Origin of the sequence: Salibacterium salarium (genome assembly GCF_030813635.1) — a bacterium.
GTDB lineage: Bacteria > Bacillota > Bacilli > Bacillales > Marinococcaceae > Salibacterium > Salibacterium salarium.
Window position 1 is genome coordinate 215,228 of sequence record NZ_JAUSUM010000002.1, and the last position, 16,662, is coordinate 231,889.

Sequence of the window (16,662 nt, forward strand, 5' to 3'; positions counted from 1 at the left end):
AAATGGAAGAAGAAATGCCAATGCCGATATCTATGGATTGGTCGACAGAAGAAATCACGGACGCAGTGAATTTTTTTCAAATAATTGAAAAGTCATATCAACAAGCCGTCGTAAGTGAAAATATCTTAACTTTGTATAATCGTTTTAAAGAAATTGTCCCATCAAAAAGTGAGGAGAAGCAATACTTTAAAACATTTGATGAACAGGCAGGAGTATCCTGCTGGAAAACTATACAAAAAGCAAAGGCAGCACCTGATGAAAAAATTAAAATGCCATAATAAAAACGATTAACGCTTTTACGTTAATCGTTTCAATAGGAATGTATAAAATGTTGGCAATGACCCAATCCATTTACTTTGGACGCAATCGCCGCTTTGATATAGGTGTTTATTCTTGATGTAATGACATTTGATAAAATGGCAGAAGTGTTTCAAAAGTTTTTTTGGCTTCTTGTAAAAATTCCTGTCCGTTTTCTAAAACAGGGTCATTTTTATCGATATGTTTTCCTATTAGAAATTCCCCTTTTTTAACGTCACGAAAACGTTGAAGAGCTTCTGTTATTTCATCTGAATCACTTTTCTTAATAGAAAAAGCATCTTTTTTCGTATGATCTAAAGATATAACGTAATCTTTAGGGAGACTTTCAAGTTTTTCCTGGTTTTCTAAAAAAGTTTTTGCGACTTCCGTTTTATTAGGCATTTCATAAATATAGGCGAGCCATAAAAATACGTGATCATCAAACAATCCTACTTGAAAATGAGGATGTTTTTTATAGCCACGTTTGTCGTCAGCAATACCAAGCCAAGTGTCCGTCGGTGGATTTTTAGTACGTCTGGCATGTTTTGCTATATGGAGGTACATTTCTTTTCCAAGCATAACGGATAATTCATCCGTCAAGTACTCCCCAATAGATTTAAATTTTGGCTGAATACGATTGCGTATGGCCTCCATTCTTTCATCTAATTCATCAATATAAAATGTTTCAAAATCTGAGGGCCTAAATCCTTGAAAAGGCATCAAAGATTCTCCTTTCTAGCAACAGTTACTTAATATATTCTTTATCTATATTATCCTGTGTTTCATACTAAAATCAAATCAAATGTTGAAAATAAAAATATATTTTTAAAAAAAGGATGTATCATTTGAAATACGGAAATCATATGGTATAATATCAGAAACATAATATTAATATCAGAATATTTTGTTAAGGTTTCATAAACTGTCAGAAGGCCCGGGGAACATCGAAATATACAAAGGGGTGTGGGTGGCCATGGAACAAGTAATTCAGACCTTTAAGAGAAAAGATGCAGAAGAGAGAATACCTGTACTTCGAATGGAAATCGATTATGAACTGGTCAGTTTACATGACGCAATGTTAGAAGGAAGCTTGGAAGCGGTAAATCAGTGTAAATGCCGATTAGAATTGTTACGGCAAGAGCTGGTAAGACTTGAAGCTTAATGAAACAATACACATGATAAATGATAGGTGGTTGGACAGGTAAATCCGTTGTCCAACCTTTTTTTAGGTAGAGTCCATTTTTAGTTTGTGTTTTTTTTATTACACTTATGCCATAATGGGGGATAGACATACACAGGAGTGGTTGAATGAGTGAAAATTGGAAAGAGATAAAAGATATAGCAGTAAAGTGGGTAGAAGAGGCAGGAAAAATGTTAAAAGAGTCGCTTCATAATTCGCTGGATATTAAAACAAAATCAAATCCGAATGATCTTGTCACAGAAATGGATTATAAAGTAGAGAGATTTTTAACAGAAAATATCGAAAAAAGATTCCCACAGCATAAAATGATGGGGGAGGAAGAAGTTGGGCAGAACATAGGTTCAACTGATGGCATTCTTTGGATTATTGATCCAATAGACGGAACAACTAATTTCGTCCATCAAAAATATAACTTTGCTATCTCGGTTGCTGTTGTAAAAGATGGTGTCGGAAAAATTGGAATCATATATAATGTTATGCAAGATGAATGGTTTACTGCTATAGAAGGAGAAGGAGCTTATATTAATGAAATACGGCTTCCTATGGCAACGTGTGTTGACTTGCCGGAAGCTATTATCGGATTAAACGGGCGTTGGCTCGCACGTGAAAAGCGAAGTGATGATAAATCATTACATGAAATGGTGCGTAAGTCTAGAAGTGTCCGCTCTTATGGAACGGCGGCAATTGAATTGGCATTTGCAGCGTGTGGACGACTTGATAGTTATATCAGCTTTCGCCTTTCCCCTTGGGATTACGCAGCGGGGCTTGTTTTGTTAAAAGAAGTAGGAATGGTGGTAACTGATTTTCAGAATAAGCAGCCTTCTTTGCTTGAACAAAGCACAATCCTTGCGGCTCGTCCAAGCTTACATGAAGAGCTACTTTCATATGTTTACAATCATAACGGGTTTAATCATTAAACCAGCTGTCCCTATATTAATAATGGGGACAGCTTTTTTGTTGATTAATAGTCAATTTTTGCACGTAACAGTCTCGCTAAGGTAAAGGATCCGGCAAGTCCAATGAAACAAAAGACAGCAATTAATATCGATCGCTCTGCAACCGCAATGCCGATGGATGCAATGGAGAGAGTTGCGATTACCGCTAAAATTAAATAAGTCAGTTTAAGAGGATTCATGGTTTCACCTTCCATATCTAATATCCGATATTATCAAGTTTACATGGAATACTAAAAAAAGAAAAGGTGTAACGGTTGTGTGTCATCCATAAATTTGTGATACAATTGATAAGTTAAAGTAGGAACGTAAAGAATAGGAGCGATGAAAGTATTATGACAGTATTACGTGACGATCTACGCAACATAGCAATTATTGCCCACGTCGATCATGGAAAAACGACGTTGGTAGATGAATTATTAAAGCAGTCAGGCACCTTTCATGAACATGAACAAGTTGATGAACGTGCGATGGACACAAATGATATTGAGAAAGAACGCGGAATAACAATTTTAGCTAAGAATACCGCGGTTCGCTACGGCGATACAAGAATTAACATCATGGATACACCTGGCCATGCCGATTTCGGCGGTGAAGTGGAACGTATTTTGAAAATGGTAGATGGTGTTCTTCTTGTTGTAGACGCGTATGAAGGATGTATGCCACAGACTCGTTTTGTGTTGAAAAAAGCATTGGAACAAAAACTTACACCATTAGTTGTTCTAAATAAAATCGATCGGGACATGGCTCGTCCTGATGAAGTCGTTGATGAAGTACTTGACTTATTTATTGAACTGGGTGCAGATGAAGATCAACTTGATTTTCCAGTCGCTTATGCCTCAGCTATCAATGGAACGGCAAGCGCAGATCCGGAAAAACAGGACGACAATGTAAATGTTTTATTTGAAATGATTGTTAATAATGTCCCAGCCCCTGTAGATAACAGAGAGGATCCTTTCCAATTTCAAGTGACGATGCTGGATTATAATGATTATCTTGGTCGTATTGGTGTTGGACGAGTGTTTCGGGGAACGATTAAAACCGGAGATCGAGCAACATTAATTAAAAGGGATGGCACTTTAAAAAACTTCCGTGTTACTAAACTTTTTGGTTATATGGGATTGAAACGGGTTGAGATTGATAAAGGTGAAGCAGGTGATTTAATTGCAATCACTGGTGTGGAGGACATTAACGTTGGGGAAACCATATGTCCAACGGATCATCAAGATCCACTTCCGAGACTTCGTATTGACGAACCAACACTACAAATGACATTTCTAATTAATAACAGTCCTTTTGCCGGCAGAGAAGGCGATTATATTACGAGTCGTAAAATTGAAGAACGTTTACTGACACAATTAGAAACGGATGTCAGTTTGAAAGTTGAATATACAGATTCTCCTGACGTTTGGACCGTATCAGGGCGTGGCGAACTTCACTTGTCTATTTTAATTGAAAACATGCGTCGTGAAGGATACGAGTTGCAAGTGTCGAAACCTTCCGTGATTGTTAGAGAAATTGACGGAGTAATGTCTGAACCTGTCGAACGTGCTCAAATTGATGTCCCTGAAGACTACACAGGAAATGTCATGGAATCTCTTGGAGACCGTAAAGGTGAAATGATTGATATGGTCAATAAAGGTGACGGCCAAGTGCAAATGGACTTTATTGTGCCTTCACGTGGATTAATTGGTTATACAACTGAATTCATGGCACAAACTAAGGGTTACGGAATTTTAAACCACACTTTTGATGGTTATCAACCGCTTCATAAAGGTCAAGTAGGTGGACGTCATCAAGGTGCTCTTGTTTCAATGGAAGATGGGAAAACAACACCTTACGGAATGATGCAAGTAGAAGATCGTGGTACGTTGTTTGTCGAACCAGGAACAGAAATTTACTCAGGAATGCTTGTTGGAGAACACACTCGTGAGAATGATTTGACTGTAAATATTACAAAAGAGAAGCAGTTAACTAACGTCCGTTCGGCAACAAAAGATACAACTGTTTCATTAAAACGCCCTCGGTCTCTTTCACTTGAAGAAGCTTTAGAATTTCTAAATGATGATGAATATTGTGAAGTGACACCGAAATCCATCCGTCTTCGTAAGAAGGTCTTGGATAAAAGTGAGCGTGAACGTGAGGAAAAGCGCAAAAAACTTGCAAATAAAAACACGTAACTCCGTCTTTTCACTGTATAAATGTTATAGTCAAGAGGTGAAAATAGATGCACAAAGTCGTTGCGTCCGCAAATGATGTTGATATAACTAAAGAAGACCTTAGCTGGATGGCCGGCGTCTTGAATGTTCATGAAAATCCTATAACAGGATTTTGGCTCTTATATGCGGTTGTCGTTATAATGTGCGTCATTGTATATAATCTCGGTTTTGCAAGAAAACTTCCGATATTAAAAAATGTAATTGTTTATGCGGCAATGTTATTAGGAGCTATATTACTCACCATTTTTGCGATTGGGATGGTTGTAGTAGAATCTTTAATTGCGGCGGCAATTGTGTTGGGTATTTATAAAATCCGTCTCCGCCGTCATAAGAAACAACAAAAAAAACAGGAAAATGCATCACAGTTATAATAAAAGGGCTGTTCCAAATGTCGTATAAAACGATAATCGGAACAGCCCTTTTTAACTTATTTATATGAGAGCGTTAAATCAGAACAACCTTATGGGGAGAGTCTGCATTTTGCTTTAGAATAAGTATGTCGGCGTAGTGATACCATAACATGTATTATTCATCTGATATATAATGTGTAGTAAGATAGGTGTAAGGATTTTATGTTTTTCCTGAATCCAGGAGATAATATAAACAAAGGAGGAAATACAATGGCACATGATTGGAAAGTAAAAGTAAGAGCCAGCGAAACCGATGGACTTGGTCATGTAAGCAACATTAGTTATTTTATTTATATAGAGGAAGCACGAATCGAATTGTTTCGGGAGTTAACTACAATGATGGACATGAAAGAATGGCCTTTTATTTTAGCCTCAGCTTCATGTGACTATATCCAACAGGCTTATTTCGACGATATATTACATATATCTACTACCGTAACGCATGTCGGTAATTCAAGTTTTTCTCTACACCATGAAATCTCTTGTGAGAGAGGTATTATTGCTAAAGGAAACTCAGTTGTTGTTCATTTTAATTTTGACACCCAAAAGAGTGAATTATTGCCAAATCAATGGAAAGACATATTACACCAGCACGATACCACCAAAACATAGAAAAGCTGAGGAATTTATATCCTCAGCAAGTGTGGTTTACCAATCATCGTTTGTTTTTTCGTCCCGATACGGACGAAAATTCCCAGTTTCCCAACGTTCATGTGTTCTTTTCTCAATGCGACTATAACATTCATCACACATATACGTGTGTATGGGTCTATTGCGAAGTTTCTTTGCTAACGGATCACTGTCATCAAGTGTATGGATCTGATCACAAATCACACATTTTACCTTCATAATACTCACTCCTGTGTAAAAAACCACAATGAATTCAAATCTAATCAAAGTATAACATGGAACAATATCATAGACATATATCCATGAACGAAAAAAACATCGAAAAATATGAATGGAAAAAAGGATTCTAAGGAATAGTTGTCTAATATTATATGTAAGCGAAACTTTTTCGCGTAGAATATTAAAGAAAAGCAAGCAAGATCACAAGGAGGTCAAAAGACATGGCTAATAAGGTTGAAACATCACTTAGTAATGAATTATTAACCCTTTTGCGTCAGGAAAGGTACGTATCGCTGTCTACTGTTGATTATCAGACTGATGCACCTAGTGTGAGCGCCATTTCATGGCTTTATGCGCTTGATCAGGATACTATCCGATTTTCAGTGGAAAGCCGATCTAACATTATAGAAAATCTAAAAAAGAATGACAGTCTTGTGATTACATTTATAGGAAATGGTTCGACTTATGCGATTTCTGGAAAAGGAAGAATATTGTCTGAAGAAATAGAAAACATGCCGATAAAGTTGGCATTGATTGAATGTTCGGTAGATGAAGTGAAAGATATTATGTTTTACGGGGCGAAAATGGTAAGAGAACCAGAGTTTGAAAAAACATACGATGCGGAAGCTGCTTTAAAATTAGATAATCAAGTAATGGATGCGATGAAAAGGGCTTAGACCGGCTAGTACCTGGCCAGCTCTTTTTTTAGTTGAAAAATTAATTTCGGGTATATGAATGATTACCGTCAATATTGTCCAAGTTGAAGCATATGAAAGAAGAAGAAGTATTTTTTCATAGCAAGGGATTTCCTCCAAATGTATTGTTTGTTTTGAACTAGTAGAAAAGTGTTTCATTTTTATGTGGGGAGGAACAATTTTTGAAGAAGATATATGTAATTGATACAAATGTATTATTACAAGAACCCCGTGCCCTGTTTCAATTCGAGGATAATGAGGTGGTTATACCAGCTGTTGTATTAGAAGAGATTGATACAAAAAAACGATATATGGATGAACTTGGACGTAATGCAAGAGAAGTGTCTAGAATTTTGGACAGCTTGCGGATGAAGGGAAAACTTCATGAAGGGGTTCCACTTCATGAAGGTGGAACCATACGTGTTGAACTCAACCATCGATCATTTCAGTACTTGAAAGAAACGTTCGCAGAGATCACAAATGATAATAGAATTTTGGCTGTGGCGATGAATTTACAAATGGAACAAGAAAACGAGTTCCAACCCAAAAAAGTAATTATTGTAAGTAAAGACGCTCTAGTAAGAGTGAAAGCAGACGCATTGGGAATGAAAGCAGAAAACTTTTTGAGTGATCGGGTTACAGAGTACGATAATATCTATAAAGGGAAGGTTGAATATGAAGTTCCGTTAGAGTTATTGAATGAATTTTATGAAAATCAACGCCTCCCGTCATCATGTATCGATACTGATAAGCGTTATTCTAATCAATTTGTCATACTAAAAGATGCGCTTGGAACCTCAGCTTCTGCAGTAGGTAAAATAGATGCCACTGGAAAATGGATAAAGCCTTTCGTAGCGGAGGTAGAGCATGTTTGGGGGATAAAACCTCGAAATGTAGAGCAGAAAATGGCATTAGAATTATTGCTTCATGATTCCATTCCGCTTGTAACGTTAACCGGTAAAGCTGGAACAGGAAAAACACTTTTATCTCTTGCTGCTGGTTTATTACAGACAGAGGATTTAGGAAAATACAACAAATTATTGGTGGCCCGGCCAGTTGTTCCAATGGGGAAAGATATTGGTTATTTGCCTGGAGAAAAAGAGGAAAAATTAAGACCTTGGATGCAGCCCGTATTTGATAATCTGGAGTATCTTTTCAACACAAAAAAACCTGGGGAGCTTGACCAAATACTTGCAGGAATGGGTTCCATTCAAGTAGAAGCTCTAACATATATAAGAGGACGCAGCATACCGGATCAATTTATTATTATTGATGAAGCACAGAACTTGACTAAACATGAAGTAAAAACCATTCTAACTCGAGTGGGAGAAGGTAGCAAAATTGTTTTTATGGGTGATCCAGCTCAAATCGACCATCCTTATCTTGATGAGTTAAACAATGGTTTGGCTTATATTGTTGAAAAGTTTAAAGGGCAAGGTGTAAGTGGCCACATTAAGCTTGAAAAAGGGGAAAGATCAGGATTAGCACAATTAGCAGCAGATATATTATAAGCAGGTATCAATGTTTTTAATATAAAAAGAAAGCTGTGCGAGAAATAAATCCCGACAGCTTCCTTAAAAACAACAAAATGGTGATTAAACGACACGAAATCCTGTCACGTGAGTGATGGGATTTTCTTTGTTACTGCCATCACCGTAATAAACATGAACGGGTCCTGTCTCTTTTAAAGGTTCTCCGTCTTTTGAAAAACCAGTCACAAACTGCAGGGCATCTTGGAGATTTACTGTATGTTCTGTTCCATCTGATGTTTCAACAACTACTTGTTTTGCGTCTGCTTCTGGTTCTGCATTTTCTAAAAAAGATCGAAAAGGCATGGCGAACGTCCCATGGATGAGCTGTTCCTTTTTCGAACGAACTTGATTGGTTTCCGAACGTTTTGGAGCATCAACTCCTTTGGTTATTTCTTTATCCCATTGTTCGGAAACGGATTTTTGGTAAGCCTCTATTTCTTCTTGCTTTCTGTTTTCTTCTCCCGACCACGTTGTTAAATCAATTTTTCGATCGTCAAATATCCAAACGGTCGGATCAATAGTAATTTGATATTTAATATTTCCGTGAATAAAAACAATAAAATCCAATGACTTTCCTTCCTCCTTCATTAACCTATCAAACTTATCCTAACATATTTTCTTTTCTGTATGAGAACAGAGTCACTCGTTCAAACTAAGATTTAACATAGGATAGATGTAAAAAGGGGCGGCCTTATGGATGATTTGTTTATTAAACAGGAGGAATTAACGGCGCTAGTGAATAAGATTCGATCCGTTGCTAAGAAAGGAAAAATAGCTTCTTATATTCCGGCGTTGAAGGAGTCTAATCCTAATGATTTTGGATGTGTGATATATAATGGAAGGGAAAGAATAGAAGCGGGGGATACAGACGTTCTTTTTACTATGCAAAGTTCTTCTAAAATATTAAGCCTTGCGCTTGCATTAATGGATCAAGGTGAAGATACAATCTTTTCTAAAGTGGGAATGGAACCTACAGGCGATCCATTTAACACAGTACAAGCATTAGAAGAAGAAAATCCCTCCAAACCTTTGAACCCAATGATTAACGCCGGAGCTCTTGTGGTGACAAGTTTATTAGCCGGAGATACAGCAGAGGAAAAAATTAACCGATTACTTCGATTTATTCGTGAATTAACAGGTAATAAAAGCATACAAGTTTGTGAAAAAACGGCGGCTTCTGAAAAGAAAAATGCCAACTTAAATCGTTCTTTATGTTATTTTATGAAAAGTCACGGAATCCTGGCAGGAGACGTAGAAACGATATTAGACGCGTATATTAGACAGTGTTCGATATTAGTAAGTTGTGAAGATTTAGCAAAAATCGGAAGTATTATAGGAAATAATGGAAAAAACCATAATAATCAAAAAAGTATTATTCCAGCACGCATTGCAAAAATAATAACCACATTCATGATTACATGCGGCATGTATAATGCTTCGGGTTCATTTGCAATGAAAGCTGGAATTCCAACAAAAAGTGGCGTTTCAGGTGCACTTTTAAGCGGACTTAAAGATGGAACGGGTATAGGTGTATACAGTCCTCCGCTTGATAGTAAAGGAAACAGTGCAGCTGGTGTTCAATTTTTAGAAAAGATTTCCGATGACTACAACTTAAGTATATTTAGCACATATCGAAATAGTTAGTCATGTTTACTAGACGATTTTAGGAATGTCTGAAAAATTTTATAGTATTCTTCCTACGTTCTGTTGCATTTTTTTGATATAGTCGATAAGATAGGGTACAGGAGCTAATAAGTAGGAGGGATCACCTTGAGCGTAGAGGCGCAAACGGAACATAAAGAAAAAGCATTCGCCTTGCTTAAAGCCGACGCAGAACGGATCCGTAAGTTAATCGAAGTACAAATGGACAATCTTACACTGCCGCAATGCCCTCTTTATGAAGAGGTTTTGGATACGCAAATGTTTGGTCTTTCTCGTGAAATTGATTTTGCTATCCGTTTAAACTTAATAGACGAAGAAACGGGCAAACAAATTTTATCGGAACTTGAACGAAAACTATCAGCGTTCCATGAAGCAGCGATCGGTAGCAAATAACTGGAACCAGGCTATTCCACGGAGTAGCTTGGTTCTTTTTTAAAAGATAAGAGAAAGAATTTATAAAATGTGGGGCGGATCTTGGGAGATTTTCTCAAGCTACGTTTTCCTTGTTGCAAAGCGATCTTTCAAATATCTTAAAAATTGCTTTGCAATAAGGAATTTTTACTCATACAATGATTTTTAGAAACAAATTTTTTTGACAGATTTTTTAGAAGTGTTATGATAAATTATATTTAGAATTGTCAGTAAAAAACAAAAGGGATATAGCTCTTTGTATATCTGACTGAGTGGAGAGTAACTATACCAAGGAGGAATTTGATGAATGGCTTAGGAAACATTAGAAAAGTTATGGTGGCAAACCGCGGTGAAATTGCAATAAGAATTTTCCGCGCCTGCACCGAATTACATATTCGCACGGTTGCGATTTATTCGAAAGAAGATACAGGTGCATTTCACCGTTATAAAGCAGATGAGGCTTATCTTGTCGGAGAAGGTCAAAAACCGATAGATGCCTACTTAGATATTGAAAGTATCATTGAAACAGCTAAAGCGAATGATGTAGATGCAATTCATCCGGGATATGGATTTTTGTCAGAAAATCTTGAATTCGCAGAGCGTTGTGAACAAGAAGGTATTATATTTATCGGTCCAGGGACTGAACATCTAAACATGTTTGGTGATAAAGTAAAAGCCCGTGAGACAGCAATAAAAGCAGATATTCCGGTAATTCCGGGAAGTGATGGTCCTGTTTCCGGAATTGAAGAAGTGAAACAATTTGCTGAAAACCACGGCTATCCTTTTATTATTAAAGCGTCTCTTGGCGGTGGCGGACGAGGAATGAGAATTGTTCGTAATCCGGAATCATTAAACGAGGCGTATGATCGAGCAAAATCTGAGGCAAAATCTGCATTTGGAAGCGACATTGTGTATGTAGAAAAGTTCATTGAAAATCCAAAGCATATTGAAGTGCAAATTCTCGGAGATAACGAGGGAAATATTGTTCACCTGTATGAAAGAGATTGCTCCGTACAGCGTCGTCATCAAAAAGTTGTAGAAATTGCTCCGAGTGTAGCCTTGAGCGAAAAGCTTCGTGAAGACATTTGCGATGCGGCTGTGAAACTAGCTAATAATATAAAATATAGAAATGCTGGTACAGTAGAATTTCTCGTTAACGATAAGGAAGAATTTTTCTTTATTGAGGTGAATCCTAGAATCCAGGTTGAGCACACGATTACAGAAATGATTACTGGTGTTGATATCGTTCAATCGCAATTATATATTGCTGCTGGTAAAACACTTCATGATAAAGAACTTGCTTTACCGAACCAAGATAATATCAAGACAATCGGTTATGCAATTCAATCTCGTGTGACAACCGAAGACCCATCAAATAATTTCCTCCCTGACACCGGGAAAATTAATGCCTATCGTTCTAGTGGCGGTTTTGGCGTTCGTTTAGATGCCGGAAACGGGTTTCAAGGTGCTGTGATTACACCTCACTATGACTCTTTATTAGTGAAAGTATCAACGTGGTCACTGAGTTTTGAAGGTGCTGCAGCAAAAATGCTTCGGAATCTAAGAGAATTCCGAATTCGTGGTATTAAAACAAATATTGCCTTTTTAGAAAATGTTGTGCAACATGAAAACTTTTTATCTGGTGAATATGACACATCCTTTATTGATTCCACACCTGAACTGTTCGTGTTTCCGAAACGAAAAGACCGTGGAACGAAGATGCTTACATTTATCGGAGAGACTATTATTAATGGCTATCCAGGTTTGGAAAATGATAAAAAGCCTATATTTGAACAGCCGGAACTGCCGACTATTAAGCGCAGTGAACCAGTTCCTGAAGGAGCCAAACAGGTGTTGGATCGCCAAGGTCCGGAAGGTTTAGCCGATTGGGTAAAAAATAAGAAAGAAGTACTTTTAACAGATACAACATTCCGGGATGCTCACCAATCCTTGCTTGCAACACGTTTTCGCACAAATGACTTGAAGAAGGCAGCTGAACCTACGGCAAGACTGCTTCCAAATTTATTTTCTGAAGAAATGTGGGGCGGTGCAACATTCGATGTGGCAATGCGCTTTTTGCATGAAGATCCATGGGAACGTCTTTTGCAAATAAGAGAAAAAATGCCAAACGTGCTGATGCAAATGCTATTGCGTTCTTCAAATGCTGTAGGATACAAAAACTATCCGGATAATGTCATTAAAGAATTTGTTGAAAAGTCAGCAAGTGCGGGTATCGATGTTTTCCGTATCTTTGATTCATTGAACTGGGTTGACGGCATGAAGCTCACAATCAATGAAGTGCGGGAACAAAATAAAATTGCAGAAGCCTCTATGTGTTACACAGGTGATATTTTAAATCCACACCGTGATAAGTACGACCTAAAATACTATAAAAATCTGGCAAAAGAACTTGAACAAGCAGGTGCTCACATTCTGGGTATTAAGGATATGGCAGGTTTATTAAAGCCAGAAGCTGCTTATCAGCTAATTACAGAGCTGAAAGAGACGATTGATATACCAGTACATCTGCACACACATGATACAAGCGGCAACGGTATTTTCTCTTATGCCCGTGCTATTGAAGCTGGTGTGGACATTGTCGATGTGGCTGTTAGTTCAATGGCAGGCCTGACATCTCAACCAAGCGCAAATAGTTTGTATTATGCTTTGAAGGGAACAGAACGCCAGCCTAACATTGATATCAAAGCACTCGAAGAATTGAGTCAATATTGGGATTATACAAGAAAGTATTATCAAGGGTTTGAAAGTGGCATGAACTCTCCTCATACAGAAGTTTATGAGCATGAAATGCCAGGAGGCCAATATAGTAACTTGCAGCAGCAGGCGAAAGCTGTTGGACTTAAAGGACGTTGGAATGAAGTCAAAGACATGTATCGTCGAGTGAATGATATGTTTGGTGATATCGTAAAAGTTACACCTTCATCTAAAGTAGTTGGAGATATGGCACTTTACATGGTTCAAAATGATTTGACTGAAGATGATGTCTACGAGAATGGGGAGAATCTTGACTTTCCTGACTCCGTAGTAGAATTGTTCCAGGGTCACCTCGGTCAACCTTATCAAGGATTTCCGAAAGAGTTGCAACGGATTATTCTTAAAGGAAAAGAACCAATTACAAATAGACCTGGTGAAAACCTAGAGCCAATTAACTTCCAAGAAATAAAAGAAGATTTGTACCATAAACTTGATCGTCAAGTAACAAGTCATGATATGATTTCGTATGCGTTGTATCCAAAAGTGTTCATGGATTTTGAGCGATTCCGTCAACAATTTGGAGATGTATCTGTTCTAGATACTCCGACGTTCTTCTATGGTCTACGGTTAGGTGAAGAAATTGAAGTAGAGATAGAACAAGGAAAGACCCTTATCGTTAAACTTATTTCTATATCTAAGCCGCAAGAAAACGGTAATCGTATTGTGTATTTTGAATTGAACGGGCAACCGCGTGAAGTTATTATTAAAGATCAAAATGCAAAAACTACAGAAGCGGAACGCCCTAAAGTTGATAAAACAAATCCAAATCAAATTGGAGCTTCGATGCCTGGAACGGTTGTTAAAAAACTCGTTGAAAAGGGAGAAAAAGTAAAGAAAGGGGACCATCTCATGATTACGGAAGCTATGAAGATGGAAACTACAGTACAAGCCCCATTTGATGGAGAAATTAAAAATGTTCACGTAACAGACGGTGATACTATTGAATCCGGTGACTTGTTAATAGAGCTTGATAAATAATAAGAAAAGAGGGTTGTCCCTATAACTGGGGCTTCCCTTTTTATTGTGAGGAGCTGGAGAAGAGAAAGATGAGGGTTCTTTGGTTTAGAAGAGATTTGCGTTTGTCTGATAACAAAGCAATGTACGAATTAGAAAAAGCCTTATCAGAAGATAGTGATGCCACTTGGGTTGCGATATTTCATTTAGACTCTTCGTTTCTAAATGAACAATGTCTACATCATGCCTATTTTTTTCAAAACGTCAAAGCATTTGAAGAAGAATGTGAAAGCAATGGGATTCACTTATATTATATATATGGAGATGTACATACTGCATTTTCCGAATTGATTTATTATGTGCCTGAAATATCCGATGTGTATTTTAACGAAGATGAAGCGTCAGAAGAGGCAAATCGTGACACGGAAATATCAGATTATTTAAGCGGTAAAGGTGTAAAAATGCATTCTTTTAAAGATGCCCATTTTCATGATTCGTCGGAAGTAAGAAAAAAAGATGGGGAGTACTACGAGGTTTTCACCCCATATTTAAAAAAGTGGAGAACACTACAAAAACCTAGACCATATCCTTGTTATTTGGCGAAATGGAAAGACAAGCAAGCTTCCTTAAGTATTCCTCAAACAAAAAAGAAAGATATACTTCATGACTTTATCTATCAAAGTGAGGTGCATTGGAACGCCATTTATGAAAGTGATGCACACACTCGGCTGGATTGGTTTCTCAAAGAAACTTTAATGGGCTATGACGAAGAAAGAGACAAACTGGAAAGTGACGGTACAAGTAAATTGTCTCCATTTATAAAAACTGGTCGGATTTCAGTTAGGACGATTTACGACAGCATGGCGTCTTCTATTGAAGAGGGGAGACGCGGGGCGGAAGCTTTTTTAACAGAATTAGCCTGGCGCGATTTTTATAATATGATCCATGTTCATTACCCTTATCTAAAAAAGCAGGAATTAAAAGAAAAATATCGAAATATGCAGTGGAAGTTTAATGAGGAACAATGGGAGAAATGGAAAAAAGGGGAAACAGGTTTTCCTATTGTCGATGCTGCTATGCGTCAATTAAATTCTGAAGGCTGGCTGCATAACCGAGGACGGATGATTGCGGCTTCTTTTCTTGTGAAAGATTACTTGTTCGATTGGAGACGGGGAGAGGACTATTTTAGGAAACAATTAATTGACTATGACTCTTCTTCTAATCCCGGCGGATGGCAGTGGGCGGCTTCAACAGGTACTGATGCGGTGCCATATTTTCGTGTTTTTTCTCCTACTCGCCAAAGCGAACGTTTCGACCCGAAAGGTACGTATATTAAACGGTACATTCCGGAGTTAAAAGACGTTCCTGTTACTTATATTCATGAACCGTGGAAAATCGACAGTACTTTACAAGAACAGTTTCATTGCATACTCGACCAAGATTATCCAAAACCTGATATTGATCATAAGGCAGCACGAACTCGAGCAATTAACATCTTTAAAGGAGTTTAATATTACATGGATATTAGAAAAATGAATGCTTCACAAATGCGGCAGAGTCTGGAGTTAGATCAATTTGCGTTTCAATTCGAATTTTCAAAGGAAGAAAAGAAAAATCATGAGCGGATGATGAAACCCGAAAATACATGGATTGCAGAAGAAAATGGGCAACTTTTGTCTAAACTAACCATTCTACCTGTAAATGTGTTCGTAGGCAGAGCAAGTCTGCCGATGGGAGGAATATCAAGTGTTGCGACCTGGCCGGAATCTCGCCGTGGTGGTTTAGTGAGAAAGTTGCTTGATGCAGCGCTGTTGGATATGAGAGAACGCGGGTACGTTCTTTCTTTTCTTTATCCGTTTTCCATTGGATTTTATCGAAAGTTCGGTTGGGAGTTGTTTGCTGATACTGTTACTTGGGAAATTAAAAAAGAACAACTGCCGAAAAAAGGAGAAATTACAAACGGGACAATTCGGCGTATTCCGCCTGCTCAGTGGCCAATACTGCAAGACATTTATCAAGCTTTTGCATATCAGTTCAACGGCATGGTGAACCGTACCGAATCGTGGTGGCGTTATACTGTGTTGAAGCAAAAAAAAGGTCAAATTGCTGTCTATAAAGATGAAGAGGGAATAGATAAAGGGTACCTTATATATAAAGTGAAAGAACGTTATATGACCATTCATGAATTCATCGCAATAGATGAGAACGCCCGTGCTCAATTGTGGAGTTTTATTGCTAATCACGATTCCATGATTGAAGGTGCGAAAATAAAGACGACTACAGAAGATCCTACTCGATTTATGCTTCCTGATCCAATGATTAAAGAAACGAGAGACAGTTATTTTATGGCTCGTATAGTGGACATGAAAGCTTTTCTGGAACAATATCCGTTTCACCTAGAATACGGAGAAGAGCTTACGATAGAGACTACAGACAAAAATTGTTCATGGAACAATGGTGTTTTCTCAATAAAAAAAGAGGAGTGTAGTATCGAGGTAACAAAGCTTTCAAATGTAACAGAAGCAAAGATAACAATGGATATTAATACTGCAGCAGCTGTGTTACTAGGATATATTTCTGTTGAAACGGGAATCGCTACCAACAAAATAAAAGCTACTGAACAAGATAAGGAGAAACTAGAGCGTGTTATCGTTAAGGAAAAACCCTTTATATATGACTTTTTCTAGATGAGAGCATTAAAAAG

The 16,662-nt window shown here is 37.6% G+C and carries 17 protein-coding genes; 13 read left to right on the forward strand and 4 right to left on the reverse strand.

Annotated elements, in window-relative coordinates; translation table 11 throughout:
- Positions 1–2 precede the first annotated feature (2 nt).
- A complete protein-coding gene (locus tag J2S78_RS06885; protein ID WP_306897301.1) occupies positions 3–278 on the forward strand; it encodes a UPF0223 family protein in 276 nt (91 codons plus the stop codon).
- Between the two features lie 109 nt (positions 279–387).
- On the opposite strand, the gene J2S78_RS06890 is transcribed toward J2S78_RS06885, so the two are convergent.
- Positions 388–1,017 (reverse strand): YktB family protein, encoded by a 630-nt coding sequence (locus J2S78_RS06890; protein ID WP_125559260.1) that lies wholly within the window; start codon positions 1,015–1,017, stop codon positions 388–390.
- A gap of 253 nt (positions 1,018–1,270) precedes the next feature.
- On the opposite strand from J2S78_RS06890, the gene J2S78_RS06895 reads away from it, so the two are divergent.
- Together J2S78_RS06895 and J2S78_RS06900 are read left to right on the forward strand one after the other, a co-directional pair.
- Positions 1,271–1,459 carry a YkzI domain-containing protein gene (locus J2S78_RS06895; protein WP_306897304.1) on the forward strand — a complete coding sequence of 63 codons (189 nt, stop codon included), beginning with the start codon at positions 1,271–1,273 and terminating at the stop codon, positions 1,457–1,459.
- 146 nt (positions 1,460–1,605) lie between these two features.
- Positions 1,606–2,415, forward strand: a complete 810-nt coding sequence (locus J2S78_RS06900) for an inositol monophosphatase family protein (RefSeq protein ID WP_306897306.1) — start codon at positions 1,606–1,608, stop codon at positions 2,413–2,415.
- 44 nt (positions 2,416–2,459) lie between these two features.
- Here J2S78_RS06900 and J2S78_RS06905 read toward each other — a convergent pair whose 3' ends face one another.
- Positions 2,460–2,633 (reverse strand): DUF5325 family protein, encoded by a 174-nt coding sequence (locus J2S78_RS06905; protein ID WP_306897308.1) that lies wholly within the window; start codon positions 2,631–2,633, stop codon positions 2,460–2,462.
- Positions 2,634–2,786: 153 nt separating this feature from the next.
- On the opposite strand from J2S78_RS06905, the gene typA reads away from it, so the two are divergent.
- From typA to J2S78_RS06920, 3 genes are all read left to right on the forward strand, one after another.
- Positions 2,787–4,631 (forward strand): translational GTPase TypA, encoded by a 1,845-nt coding sequence (gene typA, locus J2S78_RS06910; protein ID WP_306897310.1) that lies wholly within the window; start codon positions 2,787–2,789, stop codon positions 4,629–4,631.
- A gap of 47 nt (positions 4,632–4,678) precedes the next feature.
- Complete coding sequence (locus J2S78_RS06915; protein ID WP_306897312.1) at positions 4,679–5,041, forward strand: YlaH-like family protein; 363 nt, start codon at positions 4,679–4,681, stop codon at positions 5,039–5,041.
- Between the two features lie 249 nt (positions 5,042–5,290).
- Positions 5,291–5,692 (forward strand): acyl-CoA thioesterase, encoded by a 402-nt coding sequence (locus tag J2S78_RS06920; RefSeq protein ID WP_306897313.1) that lies wholly within the window; start codon positions 5,291–5,293, stop codon positions 5,690–5,692.
- A gap of 36 nt (positions 5,693–5,728) precedes the next feature.
- Here the strand turns inward: J2S78_RS06920 and J2S78_RS06925 are convergent, their stop codons facing one another.
- Positions 5,729–5,929: a YlaI family protein gene (locus tag J2S78_RS06925; protein WP_306897315.1), complete on the reverse strand. Its 201-nt coding sequence runs from the start codon at positions 5,927–5,929 to the stop codon at positions 5,729–5,731.
- Between the two features lie 221 nt (positions 5,930–6,150).
- On the opposite strand from J2S78_RS06925, the gene J2S78_RS06930 reads away from it, so the two are divergent.
- Both J2S78_RS06930 and J2S78_RS06935 read left to right on the forward strand, forming a co-directional pair.
- Positions 6,151–6,606, forward strand: a complete 456-nt coding sequence (locus J2S78_RS06930; RefSeq protein ID WP_306897317.1) for a pyridoxamine 5'-phosphate oxidase family protein — start codon at positions 6,151–6,153, stop codon at positions 6,604–6,606.
- Between the two features lie 200 nt (positions 6,607–6,806).
- A complete protein-coding gene (locus tag J2S78_RS06935; RefSeq protein WP_306897318.1) occupies positions 6,807–8,135 on the forward strand; it encodes a PhoH family protein in 1,329 nt (442 codons plus the stop codon).
- Positions 8,136–8,219: 84 nt separating this feature from the next.
- Here the strand turns inward: J2S78_RS06935 and J2S78_RS06940 are convergent, their stop codons facing one another.
- Positions 8,220–8,723, reverse strand: a complete 504-nt coding sequence (locus J2S78_RS06940; RefSeq protein ID WP_306897319.1) for a peptidyl-prolyl cis-trans isomerase — start codon at positions 8,721–8,723, stop codon at positions 8,220–8,222.
- Between the two features lie 126 nt (positions 8,724–8,849).
- Between J2S78_RS06940 and glsA the strand changes: the two genes are divergently transcribed.
- The 5 genes from glsA (at position 8,850) to J2S78_RS06965 (ending at position 16,645) form a co-directional block, all read left to right on the forward strand.
- The gene (gene glsA / locus J2S78_RS06945) at positions 8,850–9,800 is read left to right on the forward strand and encodes a glutaminase A (RefSeq protein WP_306897321.1); all 951 of its coding nucleotides are present in this window, start codon (positions 8,850–8,852) and stop codon (positions 9,798–9,800) included.
- 126 nt (positions 9,801–9,926) lie between these two features.
- Complete coding sequence (locus J2S78_RS06950; RefSeq protein ID WP_125559281.1) at positions 9,927–10,211, forward strand: Fpa/YlaN family protein; 285 nt, start codon at positions 9,927–9,929, stop codon at positions 10,209–10,211.
- 321 nt (positions 10,212–10,532) lie between these two features.
- Positions 10,533–13,982, forward strand: coding sequence for a pyruvate carboxylase (pyc, locus tag J2S78_RS06955; RefSeq protein WP_306897323.1), 3,450 nt, complete (start codon positions 10,533–10,535; stop codon positions 13,980–13,982).
- 68 nt (positions 13,983–14,050) lie between these two features.
- On the forward strand, positions 14,051–15,469 hold the full coding sequence (locus tag J2S78_RS06960) for a cryptochrome/photolyase family protein (protein WP_306897324.1): 1,419 nt from the start codon (positions 14,051–14,053) through the stop codon (positions 15,467–15,469).
- 6 nt (positions 15,470–15,475) lie between these two features.
- Complete coding sequence (locus J2S78_RS06965; protein ID WP_306897326.1) at positions 15,476–16,645, forward strand: GNAT family N-acetyltransferase; 1,170 nt, start codon at positions 15,476–15,478, stop codon at positions 16,643–16,645.
- Positions 16,646–16,662 lie beyond the last annotated feature (17 nt).